This is a genomic window from Methanobrevibacter sp. UBA212, assembly GCF_905233225.1.
Classification (GTDB): Archaea; Methanobacteriota; Methanobacteria; order Methanobacteriales; family Methanobacteriaceae; genus Methanocatella.
In genome coordinates this window covers 18,422-38,189 of record NZ_CAJODJ010000023.1, presented here as the reverse complement: position 1 = coordinate 38,189, position 19,768 = coordinate 18,422, and the positions used below count along the sequence as shown (strand labels likewise).

Genomic DNA, 19,768 nt, shown 5'->3' with positions numbered 1-19,768 from the left:
CAATATCATTTGCAATAGAGTCTGTCGAGTTTAAGTCACTTGCAGCAACCGCAGAAAGTGAACATAAAAGAACGAAAAAAATTGAAAAAATTACAATTATCCTATTTTTATTCATAATGTCCTCCCATGTAAATTTTAATTGTAATATATTTCTTTAATTAATCTATATTAAATTTTGTTTATTTTTTTAAATGAATTATAGAGACATGTATAATTTTTTTTTGCATAATTTTTAAAAAAAGAAAGGAATTGCATACGGAAAACCATATGCCCCTATTTTCAGTATCTGCGGTTGTTAATATTTAGTTAAGTTAATAAAAAATAGAAAAATAGATGGAATAATTTGAATTATTCCATGAATATTGCCGGTTTGTAAGGCATTGCGTTTTTAGCCTTGTTTTGTGGGTCGTATGAGTCATCGGTGTGGATAATGACTTCATTGCCGCTTTCCTCTTTGATGTAGTCAAGGGCATCGGTTAAGATTTCCTCTTCGTTGATCTTGCCGATGTAGCGGGTTTTGGTTATTTCCTTACCGATCTTTTTGGCCACCATCGCTATTTCCTTTTTGTCGTCATAGATATTGGCGCCAATGGCCCTTCCCATAATCTGGCCGATGTCAGGTTTTCCTACCTCATCAGCTATTTTGTAAAGGTCCCATTTCCAGTCAGGGGCAAGATAGATGTGAATCTTTTCAACTTCATCTCCTACCATCTGCTTGATGTGGGCGATATCCTTGATGATGTTTTCAACCAGTGACTCTGCCTTTTCGATTTTAACATCCATAAGGCTTTCGTCAGCTTCAGGCCAACTGGACTGGCTTACAAATCCTTCTCCACCATATTTGGACCATAATTCCTCACATGTGTGTGGAGTGAATGGTGCTAAAAGCCTAATCCATGCTTCAAGGACTGTTGACAGTACATAGATTACTGCAGGGTCCTGTGCATCGATTATGTGTTTTACACGATACAAGTAGTGGTCAACATCCTTTTTAAGAAGGAACAGTGAATCCTGTAATGCCTGTCTTGTCTGGAAGACTTCCAAAGCTGCGGTTGCATTTTTGATGTGTTGGTTGAGCTGGCTGATCATCCACAAGTCAATGGTACGGGTCAGTTCAACATCTTCAATGTTGCTTAGATTCAATGGTGAACCTTTTATCTCTTCGACTCTGGCTGCAAATTCCCTGAACCATTCAAGTCTTCTTTTGGTTCCAAGAACTTCCTTTTCCCTCCAGTCGAAGTCTTGCCATGGTTCGGCTGAAGCCATCAGGAACAGCCTTACGACATCTGCGGTGTAGTCCTTGATTGCGTCTTTTAAAAGGATTACGTTACCTTTGGAGGATGACATCTTGTTTCCTTCAAGAAGTCCCATACCGAAAACTACGGTTCCTTGTGGCCATTTTTCCTTTGGATAGATTGCACTGTGGGCAAACATCAAAAAGCTCAGGTGGTTACCTACCAGATCCTTTGCAGACAGTCTCCAGTCCAATGGGTACCAGTAGTTGAATTCGTCCTGAATTTCCTGTACCTTTTCTTGAGGCACGGTAATTTCTCCGGAATCCTTGTTCAATAAGACCTTGTCAAAGAATGCAGGGGTCAAATCATCCGGATTCATGTCCCTTACGTATTTTGCAATTGCATAATATGACATGTAGATTGTAGAGTCTGTCAGTGGCTCGATTAACCATTGGTTGTCCCATGGAAGTCTGGTTCCAAGTCCCACTTTTCTGGAACATGCCCAATCGTCCAGCCAGTTGATGTAATAATCGAAATTGTTTTTGATTTCCTTAGGAATGATGGTTTCGCCTTCAAGCACTTCCAGGGTCTTTTCGGTCCATTCCTCATTTCCGTATTTCATGAACCATTGGTCATCCATGATTTTGACGACACAGTTGTTTCCGCATCTGCACACAACAGGCCTTTCGGCAAAGTCATACATGATTGTCGCCATGTTTTCGGCTATCAGTTTCTCTTTTAGCTCTTCGCGTGCAAAGCGAACTTTCATTCCGCCGAAGTCCGGAATGGATTCGATGATTGTACCTTTGCTGTGCTGCTGCTTGTACAGCTCGTTGGTGGCTTCATGCAGTTTTTCATCGTTCTGGTCGGTAATGCCCAATCTTTCGATGATGTCTGCTGCAGGGATTTCCCCATAGCCCTTAAGGGTACATACAGGTATAGGCTCAACGTTTTCAATGATGCCGCCTAAATTGTATTTTGCTATCAGTTCATCGTTTTTCTTCAGGTCCTGAAGTGCGATGTAGTCTGCAGGGGCATCTGCAGGTTCGGAAAATACGACACCGCTTCCGTAGGATGCGCTAACAAAGCTTGCAGGGAAAATTGGCAGTTCATCTCCAGTGAATGGATTCTTAGCCATTTTTCCAATCAGGTCATTAGGGTCAATTTCAGATATGATGTCCAAATCCTTGATTTGGTTGGATAAATTATAGTGAGCTTCTTTTGTAATTACCCAGTTTTCGCCTTCGGCGTTAACCAAAACATATTCGACATCGGGGTTCAGCCATATGTTGGTCGCTCCGACGATGGTTTCAGGCCTTAAGGTTGCGGTAACTAAAATCTTATCTTCGATTGGGAATTTTAGGAGTGTCAGTTCATTGACGCCTACCCCTTCGCCTTCAAGCAGATCGTGGTCCCCGACAGGGTTGTCACAGTTCGGACAGTATTTTACAGGGTGTTCTCCTTTTTGAATCAGTCCCTTTTCATATAATGTGGTTATTTGCCATTCGATGAATTTTTTGTAGGTCGGATCGATTGTTCTGAATTCCCTTCTCCAGTCTATTGAATATCCCATTTCATCCATCACTTCATGGTATTCTGTTGAGAAGTATTTCACGATGTATTCAGGGTCTTCAAGTTTAGGCAAGGTTTCTTTTGGAACTCCGTGGACCCTGTGGTACAGGTCAAGTGTCCAAGGGTCTTTTCTTTGAATCCTGTCTGCTATTCCGATAACCGGTGCTCCTGTAACGTGCCATGCCATTGGGAACAGTACGTTGTAGCCTTCCATTCTTTTGAACCTTGCATAAACGTCAGGCACGGTATATGTACGGCCGTGGCCTATGTGCATTGCTCCACTAGGGTATGGAAAAGCAACGGTAAGGTATAGTTTTTCTCTCTCGTCCGGGTTTGATTCAAACAGTTTTGCATCAGCCCATTTTTTCTGCCATTTCTTTTCAATATTTTCGCTCACTAAATCACCATTATAGTATTTTTTTAGGAATTTCCGGAACTTTGCTTTTGTGTTCACTCCTAATTATTTTATTGATAATCATATTAACGTCATCAACTGAAATGTCAAGTCTTTCAGCTATTCGGGTATTTTCCATATCCTTTTCGCTAAAGAGATATAGTATTTGGTCAAGCAAATCGTATCCCATTCCAATTTCTTCCTCATCGCTCTGGTTTTCCCAAAGCCCTGCCCTTGGAGGCTTTTTGATGATTTCCTTTTGGATGTTGAGGTATTCGCTTAACCTGTAAACTTCGCTTTTGTATAAATCTCCAATCGGTTCCATATCGCATGCGCCATCGCCATGCTTGGTAAAGTAACCGATTAGAATTTCGCTTCTGTTACCTGTTCCGCTGACAAGGTAGTTTTTAGCGTTTGCATAATAATAAATGATTGACATTCTGATTCTGGCTTTGAGATTACCTATTGCCAGATCATCCTCTTCAAGCTTTGTCAGGCATAAATATTCATTCAGAATGCTGTCGATAGCTATTTCTGTGTATTCGATACCTAATCTTTGTGCCGTTTCGATTCCATGAACAGTGTCTTCGGCCGGTGTTGTAGCGGAAGGCATGACAACTCCAAATACATTGTCCTTTCCGACTGCCTCACATGCGAGATATGCTATTAGTGTCGAATCGATTCCTCCGCTCAATCCCACAACGATTCCATCGGTATTGGATTCGGATACTTTGGATTTTATGAATTCAACAATGGCATCTTCTGTTTTTTGGCAGTTTATTTCCGGAATTTCGCTAATGATTTCACCAACCTAATCATTCATACATAAAATAATATGTACTTATTAATTTATATATTATATCATGTCTGATGTAGAACTATTTTGTGAAAAATCATTTTCCGGCGCCGACCAGGAAATCGTTGACAGGTTTGTTGAGTTTCAGAATGCATTGATTGAAGCCGACACCGAAAAGTTGGATGAAATCCTTTCGGATGACTTCAGACTCACTCAGGCTCCAAACAGGTCTCAGGGTAAAGGTGAGTTTGTCTCTGAAATTGATGACGGTTCCATGGATTTTTCAAAATCTGATATAATGGATCCCACAATACTGTTTGATGATGATGAGTCCGCTTCACTGATATCCAAAGTCAGATTGACCGCCAAGGTCTACGGTAGGGAACTGAGATGGATTTCCAATACAGTGGCCAATTTTAGAAAAACAGATGGAATATGGCAGGTTGTCGGATGGGACAGCTAGTTAAAAAAAGTAATAAGTGAGGAAGGTAATTCCTCATATTCTTTCACTTATTTGAATTTCTTAATGCCGATAATACTTAGGATTATGGCTATTATATAACCGATTAAAGAAATCACAGGCATGTCAAATGCTCTTGGTCCGAATGAAACCATTGAAGAGGCAATGAGAAGTGCGGATATCAATGCGACTATTGTGACCTTATCGGTAATGTCGACTTCAAACTTGAATTGCAACTCTTCATTGTCGATTTTGTGGATTGTCCTTGTGAGAAGTTTCGGTAAGGACTGAAGCATGTGTTCATATAGGATTAGGTTACTTTTTTTGCCTTTTAATCTCTGTTTAGGGCTCATCCTTTGTTTTGCTATTTGTTTTGCAACAGGTTTGATTGATGCGAAAACGTCGATTTCAGGGTCAAGATTGTGTGCAATGGCTTCAATCATTGACAGTCCTCTTGCCATTGTGACGACTTCATTTGGAAGGATTACTCCATATTCCTGCATAAGGCTTAGAAGTGCCTCTAAAACTCCATCAAAACGGTTTAGCTGAACGCCGAAGTACCTTCCGAACAGGTCATTCAGGTCCCTTCTTAAAGAGGAGGTATTGATGTCGTAATCCAATATGTCCATGTACATGAGCTGGTTTATCAGTCCGTCGACGTCCTGGTCCATGAACAATAATACTACTTCGGAAAGGTCTTTTTTGAATTTTTCATCGAAGAATCCCATCATGCCCAAATCAAGATAGCACACTACATTGTCCTCTAGAATCATCACGTTTCCCGGATGAGGGTCTCCATGGAAAAATCCGTCTATGAACAGCTGCTGGAGATATGAGTCAAGAACATTTTTTGCTAAAAGTTTTTTGTCGAACTCATCGCTGGTGCTTTCATATACGTCATTTAGCTTTGTACCGTCAATGAATTCCATTGTCAATACTTTTGAGGTGCAGTATTCAGGGTATGTGGCCGGAATGTGTATGGAAGGATTATCGACGAAATTCATTTCAATGCGTTGCATGTTCATGAATTCGTTGTTGTAGTCGATTTCCTTGTGGATTGAACGGTCGAACTCTTCCATTATTCCCGGCAGGTTAATTTTTTTGAGGTCTGAATTAAATTTGTCGGCACGGTTGGCAATATATTTCAATATCCTCAAGTCAAGGTCAATCTTGTCGGTGATGCCTTCCTTTTGGATTTTAATCGCAACCCTTTCACCGGTAATCAGTGTGGCTTCATGAACCTGGCCGATTGATGCGGTAGCCAAATGTTCATGTTTGAATTCTTTGAAAAGATCATCAATATTTCCATTGAGTTCCCTTTCGACTATTTCCTTGACCTGATCATAGGTTATTGCTGGATTGTCATCCTGCAGGTTTGCAAGCTCATCTGCAATCCTGTCGCCAACGACATCAGGTCTTGTACTTAACAGCTGGCCCAATTTGATGAATGTAGTTCCCAAGTCCTGAAGCATCAATCTCAATTTTACCGGAATTTCATCATCCAAAAAAAGCTCATGTGTCTCATCGTCTTTTCCGCGTATTTTGTTTTTTGCGGTTTGGCCTAAAATTTTATCGAAGCCATATTTTTTCATGGCTGCTCTAATTTCACCCAAACGCTCTTTAGTTTCCTTATCCATTATATCACATTATTTTTTGCTTTTCAACAATGCCTGATGCAAAGAAGGTTGTTTCTTCATAAGAATTATTCATGAGATAATGGTTGCAATTGATTAAATACGGTTATAATGCTCATAAGTATATGCAATTCTTGATTTTATCGAATTCAAGCAATGCCTACAATCCATGATAATATTCTTGTCATTATTGAATGTTTTATATATTCAAAATTATTAAGAAATATCTACATATCTATTTTACATTTTTTCTATTAATAAATTTTAATAACAAGATAGGGTGTTCGCCAAAATTAATTTTTTGATTTTTTGTCGAAAAATTTTTGACTTATTTTTTCTTATTTTCTTCTGATTAGATAGTTATTTTTTCTAATTTTATTATATTGATTTATAATTTTTTAATTTAATCATTGTGAATTGTATTATTTGTTATATTTAATTTAAAGTATTTTTATAATAGTTAATTTTATATACTTGATTGTACATAGTTAATATTAGGTATTATGGGCATTGTGACTTTAGATAGTAACATTCCGAAAGATCATATTTCTCGTTTTGTTGTGGATTTTATTGAAGAAGTTTATCTGATGTTAAACATCAAAGAACCAAAAAATAAGAAAGGACGCGACTCTTTACCTATTGATTCCATGTTAAAATTACTTGTTTATGCTAAAATAGAACATGTAGAAAGTGCTAAGTACATTGCAGACATGGCAAGGTATCATGAGGTTTATCGCCAAACCATCAGAACGCTCAGTTCAAAGGTATAGGAGAGAATATGGTTGTTATTTTGAAGTATTGGTGCAAATGACTTTAAAAAAGGCTTCAGATTTAAAATTAACTGATTTTAATCACGTTGCAATTGATGGAACAATTAAAAAAGCATACAATTCCAACAACAATGTCATAACAAAAAAAGAAACCCAAATCTTGCTCGATTACTTCAATGGCCTTCCAGTTAGCCAGGAAATGCTTGAAAAACTACATAAGCCTGCTCAAAAAATATTTGAAAATAAAGATATGGATGTTGAAGATAAAATAGAACTATTATATGACATTGAAACACAATTTACATTCACTGGACAAGATAAAATACCAGTGAACGATATTGAAGCAAGATTTATGAAAGGAAAGAAAGGAAACTTCATGATTGCCTATAATATCTAATCTGCAGTCGATTACGATACCAAATTAATCTGTGCAATAAACGTCACACAAAACCCTACAGATCATTATGAACTACCACCAATCGCAGAAAGAGCAATAAGAAACATACAAACAACACCAAAATACATAAGTGCCGATACAATATATTTAAATCAAATAAGCTTATCTTATCTAGCAGATAAGAAAATTGATGGATTAATACCAACAAGAAAACAATCCAAAGAAAAAATCGGAAAATTAAATGAAAATCCATATCATAAAGACCATTTCGACTACGATTACGAATTAGATGCATTTAAATGTCCAGAAGGAAACTATTTACACTTTTTTGCCAAATATCTTGAACCACACAAAGACCCAGAAAAACCAGACAAAATAAAAAGACTCTACAACAATTACGAAGCATGCAAAAACTGCTCTGCACGAAACAAATGCTGTTCAAACTCACAAACACACAGAACCATCACAGAATACGGTTCAGAAATGCAAAAAGCAATGAACCACAAAATGGAAAAACAAGAATATAAAGACGAATACGCCAAAAGATCAAGCGTTGAAGGACCATTTGGAATATTAAAAGAACAATTCCAAATAGAAAAAGAAGTAGTCATCGGAATGACACGAACTGAAGAAAGATTATACTTAGATGCACTAGCATACAATTTAAGTATTCTATTTGCATACCGTGTAGTTTTTATTCAATTTTAATATATTATTCAATTTGCACACTTTATATTTTTTATTCAATTTTAACATATTATTCAAATTACATACATTTAATTATGATTAAAACTAAAAATATTATCAAGTGATTATTATGAATGAACTGGCATGGGGAACCAATAATGATTTAAATGAAAATCAATTTTACAATAGGGTGGAAGATATTAAATTCATCTCTGATTTACTGAGAAGTAGCCAATATGGCACTTCTCCATCAATTTTGCTAACTGGTATTCGGGGTGTTGGCAAGTCTGCCTTGATGAAGAGAATTCAGAAAAATTTTCGAGATGAAAATTATTTGGTGGTGTATATAGACTTATCATCATCAAATGCATATCAAACAGATGAGTTTACAAGAGAATCTCTGATAGAATTGATTTATGATGAAATCATAAAAGAATGTGGTGAATCTGGAATTACAACTGTTGATAAGAAAATCGAAAAATATATTAAGACTCATGATGTTGCATTAAAGGAAATAGTTAACATCAAAGGGTATCCTGTGCCATTTTTATGGACAAAAAAGAATTATAAGAAATTAGCCAATTTTGTAATGGAACTGCCTCAATATTTATATGATGAATATAAGGAAGACATTAATGGTGTGTTTTTGTTTTTTGATGAGTTTCAAATCATTAAAGAACTCGGGGATGAATTAACAGATTTTTTATGGTATATGAGAAGTTATATTCAAAAACAAAATAATGTTTCTTACGTATTTTCAGGAAGCATGAGTGTTAAAGATAATCTCATAGAGGAAATTGCCGGTAGCAATGGTGCGTTCGGTGGAAGAATGCTTACAATTGAAATCAAGCCTTTTTCATATGAAACAACTAAAAACTATTTAAACGAAAAGGCAGATTATTTGAAATTTACGGATGATGGTTTCGACCAATTTTATACATGTACAAAGGGAATACCTTTTTATATTAATACATTTGGTAATCTCTTGCCTCGAAATGTTGTTTTGGATGCATCTTCTGTTAAGGAGAATTTCATTAAGTTTTTACATGTATTGGCCATGCATTTTTCAAACTCATGGTTCAGATTAAATCTTCAAGAGCAAAAAATCTTAACAACTCTTCTTGATGAATCTTTAAACCGGTCTGGAATAGCTAAAAAACTAAATGTGACAAGTGGGGCAATAGGCAGATCTTTAAATAGATTGTTGAATAATGGTTTCATTGAAATGGAGAATAATAAGTATTATATGCCGAACTTTGTTTTTAAAGCATGGTTGAAAAATGAATACCAGACAAAAGGAGTATACCCCTATAAAAGCATATAATTTATATACTATAAAACATTAAATTTTTAGTAACTAAAAGTAGTCAGTCTGATTTTCATATACTAACCGTTTTTCCATTGGACAATTCGTAAAATAAACTATTTTTTTCATCAATTATAAATCTTTTTAATGTTCGTGCATGATGAAACAAATTGAATTTCATATACTAACCTAAAAAAACTAACACCACTTAAAATCATATAGTAACCCTAAATAACTAATTATTGAAAAATTTAGAGAAATGTAACATAAAAACACTTATATTGACAATAAATATTTTCAAACTCAGGGTCTGTGAAAAAACGTATTGCAGAAAAAAAGATTAATAAAATGGTGACGGTTTTAAGGTTAGTGTTTATTTGACTGTTATGGTATTGGTGTTTTTCTGTTTGCCGTATGTGGTTTTTATTTTGTATTTTCCTTTTTTGAGGTTTTTGACTTTGATTTTTGCTATTCCTTTTTTATTGGTTTTTGCCTTGTATTTTTTGCCGTTGATTTTAAATGTGATCTTTTTGTTTTTAAGTTTTTTTCCGTTTTTGTTTAAAAGCTTTGCAGTGTAGGTTAGTGTTTTTCCCTTTTTGATTTTCTTGTTTTTTGTGATGAGTGTCTTTTTGACAGTGATTTTGTTTGTGGATTTCACATTTTTGTATGTTGATGTGATGGTGTATTTGCCTGGTTTGAGTGTGAGTTTTAGTGTTGCATAACCCTGATTGTCGGTTTTTACCTGCACGGTGTTTTTGTTGATTTTTATTGTTATGATTGCGTCTTTTACCGGTTTGTTGTTGTTTAGGAGTTGTATTTTGTAGTTTTTGTTTGCGCCATAGTATGCGTTGATGTTTTTGTTTCCGGTTATCCTGTAGTTGTTTGCAGCTACATTGAATGTTCCTGTTGTCTGTGATGATGCCAGTAATCCTTCACCAATGTATGTGGCATTGTAGTTGTAGTTGCCTGCTTTCATCTCTCCGAGGTTTCTTGAGCCGGCACCGTTAGTTACAATGATTTTGTAGTATTGGCCGTTGATTTCAAGTATGACGTCTCCGGTGATTTTTTGATTGTTGTAGTCTGTTAGGGTCACATATGCCATGAGGTCTTCATCCTGATTTATGGATGCTATTTCAACGGTTATTTTTGTTGTTGTTTTTACGGTAATTGTCTTTGTGATTGTTGCGTTGCCATAGGTTGCTTTAATTGAATATTTTCCTGCCGGCAATTGCACAGGATAGTATACGGTTCCGTTCTCATCGGTTTTCAGTGTGGTTGTCTGGTTGTTGAATTCTATTGTGATGTCTGTGTATTCGTAAGGGATGTTGTTGGTGTCTGTGAGGTTTATGCGTACATAGCCTGTGCTGTCGCTTCTGAGATCCTGTGTTTCCAGACTTAATACTGGTGTTGCATCGATGGAGAATGTCCTGTTCCATGTGCTGAAAGAGTAGTATTCATCTCCATAGTAATAGATGTATATGTAGTTGACACCTCTTTTGAATTTGGCTGTGAAATTGGCTTTTCCATCTGTTAGATTTAATTTTAGTGGATCGTCATTGTTGATGTATAGTCTGACTTCACCTGTGCAGTTGTTGTGGTTGGCGTTGACTGTTACATGTCCGTTCATGTGTTCGTCATATGATATTTCACAGGTTATCCTTGATGTGATTCTTGCCACGCTGAATGTGGCTGTGCCGTTTGAAGGAGCGTATTTGGCGTCTCCAGGGTAATATATGTTTACTGTATATGTTCCCTCTTCCAGATCAGTTACAGGTATTCTTGTTGTGGTGTCGTTTAGATAGACTGTTTCGTTTTTTCCGTTTATTTCAACAATCGCTTCGCCTCTGACGTCTCCGGGGTTGATTGTGATGTTTACTGTTGTATTGTCCTGGCCTGGTGGCACATCCGCTGCTGTGATGTTTAGCTGTGTTTCATATTTGCTTACAGTGAAAAATGTGGTGAATGTTCCTCCAAGATAGTATTCGTCCTCATCAAATATTACTGTAAGGTTGTGTATTCCTACAGGGAAGTTTTTAAGGCTTAATGTTCTTGTTCCTCTGGTGTCGGCGTTGACTTCGTGCAGGCGGTCGGTGGTGTAGTATAGGTATCCGTATAGTTTTGCATCTCTAGGGGTGATTGTTATTGTCAGTTTTCCTGTTTCGCCGATTTTGATTTCCGGAGCAACGAGTTTAATAGTGGTTGGAATCTTATGGACAGTGAACGGGTAGAATTGTTTTCTTATTTTAAAGTATTCCTCATCACCGTTGTAGTCTATTCTCATTGTATAGTTTGCCGGTTTCAGTGTTTCATCAATTGTATAGTTGCATTCACCATTGGTTAGGTTTAGTGTGATTTTCTGGTTGTTGTATGTGAATGTAACGTTTCCGGTTGGCTGTACTGTAAGGTTTCCTGTGACTTTAACATGGAAAGTGATTTTGTTTCCATCATTGTAGGTTATGTTATTGTAGGTTACGGTCATTTCGCTGAATTCTTTTCCAACATCCACTATTCCTGTATTTGTGTAATTCATGATATTGCAGTAGATGAGGTATTCTCCCTTGGTATTTGTGTAGTTGAAATTGAATGAGTATTTGTCTTTTAGGAATGTTGTTATGTTTATGTACTCTCCGTTTTCATTTAATGTTGTTATGGTGGCGTTTAAACCGGGGGTGAGCAGTTTATCCCAGTCGTTAAAATCAATTTTATCAATTCCATTGCTTAAACCTAATGTTAGTGTGATATTAGCATTTTCATTGAGTTTGATTGGAATATAATCATTAAATGAAGGTATGAAATAGTAATTCGGTTTTGCATTTGCTATTATGCTACTTGGGTTTAAACAGTAGAAATTATAATTAATATTACAAGTTCCTTTACCAGTATTATATAAAAAGCTATATGGTGAATGTGTGCCACTGTAATTTTTAGTGTTTAAAAGATAACAGTACATTACAGTAATTTTTCCTCTATTGAATATGTTAAATGATCCGTCACCCTGATTTAATAGACCGTCCCAATATGGAGTGTTATTGTCAAATATACAACCACTTATCAGAAGGTTTCCATCATTTTTTATATTTCCATAGTATGTTCTCCAACCTCCATCATTGTTATTTGCATAAAGTATATTGTTTTTTATTACTGATTTTATAATGTTTGCATTTGCATTTTCGCCATTATAAATTACACCAGAATATACTTTATCTACAACTGTCCAACCTATATCATTAATAACTCTCCATTTGATGTCTGCAAATGCCATATTATCAAATAATTGAGAATTTTCAATATTTAATATATTATTATTGAATATTGCAGCTCCCGCACCCCAGCATTTTTTTATTTCACTGTTAGAGATATTCAATATTCCATCATTATATATTCCACCACCATCAATATTATTGGCTAAAAGGGAGTTTTGAAGTTTTTGAAGTTTGGATTCTAATATTTTTGAGTTGTTTATTACTGTTTCACCATTATTATATATGCTCCCACCTATGGAATTTGAAATACTTTGATTTAATATTATGTTTTCAATTATAAGCTTACCAGCATTGTATATTACTCCACCATCATTTCCACTGATGCTTTTAAATGATGAATTAAAGATATTTATCTGATTGGTATTGTATATTGCTCCACCATTACCTCCAATTATGCTTTTAAATGATGAATTAAAGATATTTATCTGATTGGTATTGTATATTACTCCACCATTACTTCCAATTATGCTTTTAAATGATGAATTAAAGATATTTATCTGATTGGTATTGTATATTGCTCCACCATTTGTTGTTTTTGCATTAATTTGAAGTTGATAGTTATTATAGATATGATTTTGATTTAAGTATTGATCGGTTGATATAGTATAAATTGATAATTGGTTTTTATAAAATGAAGGGGTGCTTGTAGATAATATATTTTCAAATAACGTATTTTTCAGACTTAATTCTCCATCATTGTAGATTGTCCTGTAGTTGATGTTGGTGAAATTCACCTCATTTGTTGTTAATGCTCCGTTATTGTAGATTATTCCTTTCAATATATTGGATTCAATTGGAAAATTATATGGCAACGGATTATTGTTATTAAATGTTGTCTTTGTTATTTTTAAGATTCCATTGTTGGTTATTAATCCATTTGTATTTGTGGTTTTTGTTTGGTAGAACTGGTTCAGGTCTTGGAAGTTACAATTAGTGATTTCCAATTCTCCGTAATTATCTATTAAACCAAGACTATTGTCTTTGAATGTGCAGTTTATTAGTTGTAGTTTTCCCTTATTTGATATGACATAATTATTGTTTCCGCTGAATGTTAAGTTAATTAATGTTGCCTCTGTGTTGGGGTTTATTTCGAGCAATGTTTGTGTTTTCTGCAATATAAATGAAGCATCATGGCCCGTGATGGTGATGTTTTTTGTTATCTCTATTGTTTCTGAAGTATCTTGTATGAAATCAATATTGTTTAGATATATTATTCCATCGTTTTTTGCTAATTCCAATGCCTTTTTTAATGATTTAATGCTGTTGGTCCATGTTTTATTTGAGCAGGATATATTGTCGATGTTTATTTGTGTAGTGTTTAAATTTACTGGGAGGGTGTTTTTCAGTTTTTTGAAGTGTAGCGTATTGGAATACACTCCAAATAATGAGGTGGTTAAATAACTATTATCGTGTACAGTATAATCAAATAATATGTTTGCTTCGTAGTAAATGGCATAACTTGCGCCGGTGCCAGTGATTATTCCTAATTCCGGCAAGTTTTGTTCACCTATCTTCAATGTTTTTATTAAAGTATTGTTTTCATAAATGCTTATGTTTTGTGCTGTGAATTCTCCATTGTGTTCGGATGCAGTAAATGAAAATGTCATATTCATTGTTATGTTTCCAGTTGTTTCAAAATCTGAAGTGTCATTTACTGTTAGTGTTATTTCTGTGTTATATGGTTCAAAATCGGATAAAATATCTTCCTGCTGGTTTTGAGTTAATATTTCCTGATTTGTTTGGTTTATCTCATCGCTTTGAAATACCTCATCTTCATCATTTACATATGTGCATATAGTTTCATCTATATCAATAGGATCTCCATTATTAATCTGTAATTCGTCTGTAGCATTGTCTGTCGCATAAATGGAGCTTAAATTTACAAAAATTAGTAAAATTAAGATCAAAATAATATATCGTTTAATTTTCATTTTTCCATTTTCCCCCATAATTATTATGTCAGTATCAACATCATTATAATATATTTTATTATTTATTCGGATAACTTTATATATATTTTAGTATAAATTATATTTCATTAGATATATCATCAATTACACTTGAAATTTAAATGGGTGGTTGGTGGTCTGTTTAATGTTTATTACGGTAATTCAGTGCGGATACAACATTATGCATTGAATTGATTGTTATACAATTGAAATTGGAGACATAATATGATAAATAAAAAAATATTAATCTCTTTAATTTGCATCATGTTTTTAGTGGGAATTGGTTGTGTTTCTGCTGAAGACATTGATGAAATAGGTACTTTGTCCTCTAGTGATGTTGTAGGCGATGCAATTTCACTGGATGATGATGTGGGCGGGGCTGCTGTTGAAAATGATGTTTCAACAGACAGTGCCGATGATGATGTGATTTCTGATGTTGAACCAACTCGAAGTACTGATACTTGGGGCAATTTCAAATCAGAAGTCGAAAATACCGGAATTAGCACAGTTAAATTAAATCAGAGTAATATTGCTCCATCAACAAGCAGTTCAGATCAAATTACCTTAAATCATGATGTGACCATTGTTGGTGGCTACGGTTATTATATTGGTCATGCCGATTGGAGCAGCTCACCAAAATATAACTATATTCCATTCATTACTTCTGGAAATAATTTAAATGTCAAATTTGAAAACGTAACATTCCAATACTTGTCAGATAACATTTTAATGAAATTGATGGGTAATGGAAACTATACCTTTAAAAATTGTGTATTTGACCACATTAATGCAACTGGAGACCATCAATCAGTACTTTGGTTATATTATGGATATGCATTAATTGACAATTGTACTTTCACCAATTGTAAATGCAGTTTCGGTGCAGTAACCAATTATTATACCTCTTGGGGTACTGCCGTCAATAACGCTAGGATGACGGTAAAAGACTCAACATTTAGAAATAATTATGCTACTATTGAACCTGGTGCAATCAATAATTGTGGTAAATTAATTGTTTATGATTCAACTTTTGAAAATAATCGTGCTGCTCAGTGGGCTGGTGCAATACACACTCACAGTAATGCGAATACCACTATTGTTCGTTCCAAATTCAGGAACAACATTGCAGGATGGAACGGTGGAGCATTATACACTTACAGTCATCTGACTGTGATTGATTCTAACTTCACAGGTAACGAAGCTCATCAAACAAGTGGTGGAGCTATTGCTGCAAGTTCTTATATGAGTAAACCATACCTCACTGTGGTAAATTGTGAGTTCAATGAAAATAATGCTTCTGGTAGTGGAGGAGCTATTTCATTCGGTTCAAGCACTTTGACTGTTGAAAATTCAAGATTTAACAATAACATTGCATCATCTGGAAACGGTGGTGCAATTTCTACTAGTTCTTCTACTTCAACAATTACCAATTGTGAATTCGAAGATAATGTTGCTAGTGGAAATGGTGGTGCAATTTCTTCTGGTACTGCAACTTCAACAATTTCTGATTGTGAATTCAAATATAATAGTGCTAGTGGATATGGTGGAGCAATATATGCTGAGAATAAAGGCAGATTAACAGTTGATAACAGTGATTTTATCTACAATACTGCTAATAAGGGTCTTGCAATTGCATATTGTAATAGTAACAGCAATGCGGCATACTTAACTTACACCAATAATAGATTCGTTGGTCCAAACAATGGTGCAGGATCTGTTTATATATCAGGTAATGTCGTTGTTGTTTCTAATAATAATACCAATGATGATATTTCCAATTACACTGAACCTGAAAATGATACTAACGGCTCTGGTAGTGTAGTTCCAATTCCTGGCACCGCCCCTATCGGTACCCAATTGTGGAATACTAGTTTAAGTGGTGCTTTAGGTGGCACTCCTTTAGTTATTGGTGACAGAATTTATGTTCCTAACGGTCACTCCATTTACTGTTTAAACATTACTAACGGTAATTTATTATGGAATGTTTCATCCAATTATATAGGTTATTTAGAATGGGATAATTTCCATGATTTAGGATTGCATAATGGTGTTTTGATTGCTCCTTGTGATGGAGATAAATTATACTTCTTCAATGCAACTAACGGTAATCAAATTCAACCAACTTCCAATATTATTCAGGGTTCTAGTCTTTATGCTCCTTTAGTTGTTGGCAATACTATTTATATTAGTAGTGAGTACGGTTATGGTGATAATAATGAGTATTGGATAGCTGTTATTAATTATAATAATGGTGTTTACAGTTATGCTGGCAGTATTTTAAATATTCCAGGTGTTAGTTATGGTACTCATGCTTTGATTTCTGCTCCTATTCTCTGGAACAATTATCTTTGGGTAAATACCATTAATGGTTTAATGCGTATTGATTTAACTACTGGTGTTTCTAGTGTTGTTTTAGAAAATACTGTTGGTAAAATTGTTAATGGAGGAGATTATCTTTATGTTTTAACTGGCAATAATCATATTTGTAGTGTGGATGCTAGTGGTGATGTTGTGAAACACATTATTGTTCCTGGTGATGTTGGCAGTACTTTAGCAATTAATAGTGATAATACTGTATTGTATACTGTGAATGCTAATGGTAATATTTATGCTGCAAGGACTACTGATTCAAGCGCTACTTTTATTAAAAAAGTTAATCCAGTTTCTTCTGCACTTACTGTAGGGGACGATGGCATTTTATATGTTGGTGATGATGCAGGAATTTTATGGGCATTTAATATAACTCCTTTATTATTAGGTTGGGACTATAATATTGCTTGGGCATATAATTTAACTTCAATGGCTTATGGTTGTATTTTATTTGATAATAATGTTGTTTATGTTGGTACAAATGATAGTTTCTATGCATTTAATTGTTCTATTGCTAATAATATTATTCAATTAAACAATGTCATACAATTAAGAAATAACCAAAAGGTATTTTTCAATGAATTATTAGGAGTAAGCTCTTTTGACAGCATGTTGACCACAGATGTAACAGACACTGCTTTAACCATGAATACATTTTCTACATCAAACACTATTTATGAATTAGTCAATGATAATTATGAGTTCAGTACTAATAATGTTTATATTGGTTATAATGGTGCAGCTGTAAATAATATAATTATTAGGCCAAAAGATGGAAAAAAAGTAATAATTACTTTTAAACATCAGACAGGTATTATGTTTGCTATGGGAACCAATATTACATTAGAAAATATTATATTTACTGGCCAACTCAGATCAAGTAATAATGGTCTAATAAAGTTTGTTTGGGATTGTGAAGTGACTTTAAAAAATTGTACTTTTGAAAACTTTGTCAATACAGAAGATGCAGCTGAGAGCAATCTTATTATGATGTATCATGCGGGTAATAACATTGGTGCGAAGGCTGTTAATTTTGAAGATTGTAAATTTGTTAATTGTAGTGCTAGTGGAAATATTATCAAGGTTTTTGACATGACACAATCAGTAAATATTAAAGACTGCACTTTTGATAATGTTTCTTCAAAAATGAATAATCTATTTAATTTCGAGGCTAATACTGAGTGGGAAAATAATACTATTTTAAATTCCAATGTAAACACTACTATTGTGGTTAGCGGTTCCAATAACTTATTAGGTGCTTCTTTTGAAGTCCTACCTGGAACACTTATTGTTGGCAAAGAAGGAAGTATTGTTGCTAAATTGGTTGATGTAAACGGCAATCTTATCAAAGCTGAGGGTCTAAAGTTCAAAATCAACGAGGATTATGTGGATCCTACTTCTTTTGATTCAACTACTGGACTTTACACATATAAATTTATTCCAACTAACGTAGGTACAATTTCTGTTAGTGCTAAATGTAGTTCTATTGATGATTTAGAGGCTACTGATGTTGATGTTCTAGTCAAATCAGTTACTGATTTAATAGTTAATTGCAGTGATAGTGGAGTTTATGGCAGTGAATTTAAAGTCAACGCTACTTTAGACTCAACCATTTCCGGTGAAAATATCACTTTCACAGTATTCAACTCCACCAACGACCCTGTCAAATCAGTAAACACTACAATTACTAACGGTTTTGCATCTTATTCATTCACTGATTTGCCTGCTGGTGATTACTCTGTAGTTGCCAATTATGCTGGTGGAACCAGTTTTGCTCCTGCTGTAAGTGATAGTAAAGCTTTCACTATTGCGCAAGCAGATTCCCGTGTTGAAATTGAGGTTTTAAATGACATCATACATGTTGGAGACGCCATCAACGTTAAGGCCATTGTACCTACTGGTGCAACAGGTAATGTGACCTTCAGATTAGAAGGCAGTAAAACTGTCAATGTTGGTGAGGTTGCTACTTTTGATGGTTTAAGTGCAGGAAATTACACAATTTATGCAGTCTACAATGGTGATGCTAATTACAAGGCCAGTAATGAAGCAAATGTTGAAATTGAGGTTGTTAAATATGATCTTAACTTAACTATCACTGCAGACAATATCAATTACGGTGAGGTTCTGGTTGTTAAAGTACACACCAATTCCAATTTCACCGGCGGCATTTTTGTCTATATCGGCGAATCAAAACAAGGTGCTCCAATATTTAACGGTGAGGGCAATGCTACTTTTGCCAATCTGACTGCAGCTGAATACTTCATCACAGCCAATTTCACTGGAGATGATTTCTTCTATGCTGATAGTGCAAACACTACCGCTACCGTTAAAGGTGTTGAGGTTCCTGCTGATAAGGCATTAAACACTAATGTTCCGGCTAACAGCAAATCACCAACATTCTCTATCAAGTTGGATAAGGATGCTACTGGTAATTTCACTGTGAGTGTTGATAATGGTAAGATTGTTAAGACTGTTTCCCTAAAAGATGGTAGTGCAAGTATTACTGTTGATAATTTGGCTGTCGGCAGTCATCAGGTTACTGTTTCATATTCCGGTGACGGCAAGTATGCTCCAATCACACAGAACACTACTTTAACCATTAAGGAACCTGCTAAAACTCCGACTAAGGTTACTCCTAAGGCCACCAAGATTGTTGCTAAAAAGAAAACTTTCAAGGCTAAAGTTAAAGTTAAAAAATACACTATAACTTTAAAATCCGGAAAAACACTCCTTAAAAAGGTTAAGGTTACTTTGAAAGTTAAGGGCAAAACCTATAAGGCAACCACCAACAAGAAAGGTAAAGCCACCTTTAAGATCAAAAACTTAAAGAAAAAAGGCACCTATAAGGCTGTTATCAAGTTCAAAGGAAACAAGAACTACAAGGCTTCAAGTAAAAAAGTTAAAATTAAAGTGAAAAAATAGGGATCATCATAAT

General features: G+C 34.9%; 10 protein-coding genes. 6 read left to right on the top strand and 4 right to left on the bottom strand.

The window, feature by feature from the left end; all coding sequences use genetic code 11:
* Window positions 1-348 precede the first annotated feature (348 nt).
* Together leuS and QZ138_RS07350 are read right to left on the bottom strand one after the other, a co-directional pair.
* Complete coding sequence (leuS, locus tag QZ138_RS07355; protein ID WP_292888100.1) at window positions 349-3,204, bottom strand: leucine--tRNA ligase; 2,856 nt, start codon at window positions 3,202-3,204, stop codon at window positions 349-351.
* Window positions 3,205-3,214: 10 nt separating this feature from the next.
* The gene (locus tag QZ138_RS07350) at window positions 3,215-4,000 is read right to left on the bottom strand and encodes an NAD+ synthase (RefSeq protein ID WP_342765672.1); all 786 of its coding nucleotides are present in this window, start codon (window positions 3,998-4,000) and stop codon (window positions 3,215-3,217) included.
* 64 nt (window positions 4,001-4,064) lie between these two features.
* Between QZ138_RS07350 and QZ138_RS07345 the strand changes: the two genes are divergently transcribed.
* Window positions 4,065-4,460, top strand: coding sequence for a nuclear transport factor 2 family protein (locus QZ138_RS07345; RefSeq protein WP_292888097.1), 396 nt, complete (start codon window positions 4,065-4,067; stop codon window positions 4,458-4,460).
* Between the two features lie 47 nt (window positions 4,461-4,507).
* Here the strand turns inward: QZ138_RS07345 and QZ138_RS07340 are convergent, their stop codons facing one another.
* Window positions 4,508-6,094, bottom strand: a complete 1,587-nt coding sequence (locus QZ138_RS07340) for an AarF/ABC1/UbiB kinase family protein (protein WP_292888094.1) — start codon at window positions 6,092-6,094, stop codon at window positions 4,508-4,510.
* Between the two features lie 500 nt (window positions 6,095-6,594).
* On the opposite strand from QZ138_RS07340, the gene QZ138_RS07335 reads away from it, so the two are divergent.
* The 4 genes from QZ138_RS07335 (at window position 6,595) to QZ138_RS07320 (ending at window position 9,269) form a co-directional block, all read left to right on the top strand.
* The gene (locus QZ138_RS07335; protein WP_292888091.1) at window positions 6,595-6,861 is read left to right on the top strand and encodes a hypothetical protein; all 267 of its coding nucleotides are present in this window, start codon (window positions 6,595-6,597) and stop codon (window positions 6,859-6,861) included.
* The gene (locus tag QZ138_RS07330) at window positions 6,815-7,258 is read left to right on the top strand and encodes a hypothetical protein (RefSeq protein ID WP_292888088.1); all 444 of its coding nucleotides are present in this window, start codon (window positions 6,815-6,817) and stop codon (window positions 7,256-7,258) included. Before QZ138_RS07335 ends, QZ138_RS07330 begins: the two co-directional genes overlap by 47 nt.
* 27 nt (window positions 7,259-7,285) lie before the next feature.
* Complete coding sequence (locus QZ138_RS07325) at window positions 7,286-7,966, top strand: transposase (RefSeq protein ID WP_342765671.1); 681 nt, start codon at window positions 7,286-7,288, stop codon at window positions 7,964-7,966.
* 109 nt (window positions 7,967-8,075) lie between these two features.
* Window positions 8,076-9,269, top strand: a complete 1,194-nt coding sequence (locus QZ138_RS07320; protein ID WP_292888085.1) for an ATP-binding protein — start codon at window positions 8,076-8,078, stop codon at window positions 9,267-9,269.
* A gap of 355 nt (window positions 9,270-9,624) precedes the next feature.
* Here the strand turns inward: QZ138_RS07320 and QZ138_RS07315 are convergent, their stop codons facing one another.
* Window positions 9,625-14,445: an Ig-like domain repeat protein gene (locus QZ138_RS07315; protein ID WP_292888082.1), complete on the bottom strand. Its 4,821-nt coding sequence runs from the start codon at window positions 14,443-14,445 to the stop codon at window positions 9,625-9,627.
* A 243-nt stretch (window positions 14,446-14,688) separates the two neighbouring features.
* On the opposite strand from QZ138_RS07315, the gene QZ138_RS07310 reads away from it, so the two are divergent.
* Entirely contained in the window at window positions 14,689-19,755 is a 5,067-nt protein-coding gene (locus QZ138_RS07310) for an Ig-like domain repeat protein (RefSeq protein ID WP_292888079.1), read from the top strand.
* Window positions 19,756-19,768: the final 13 nt, after the last annotated feature.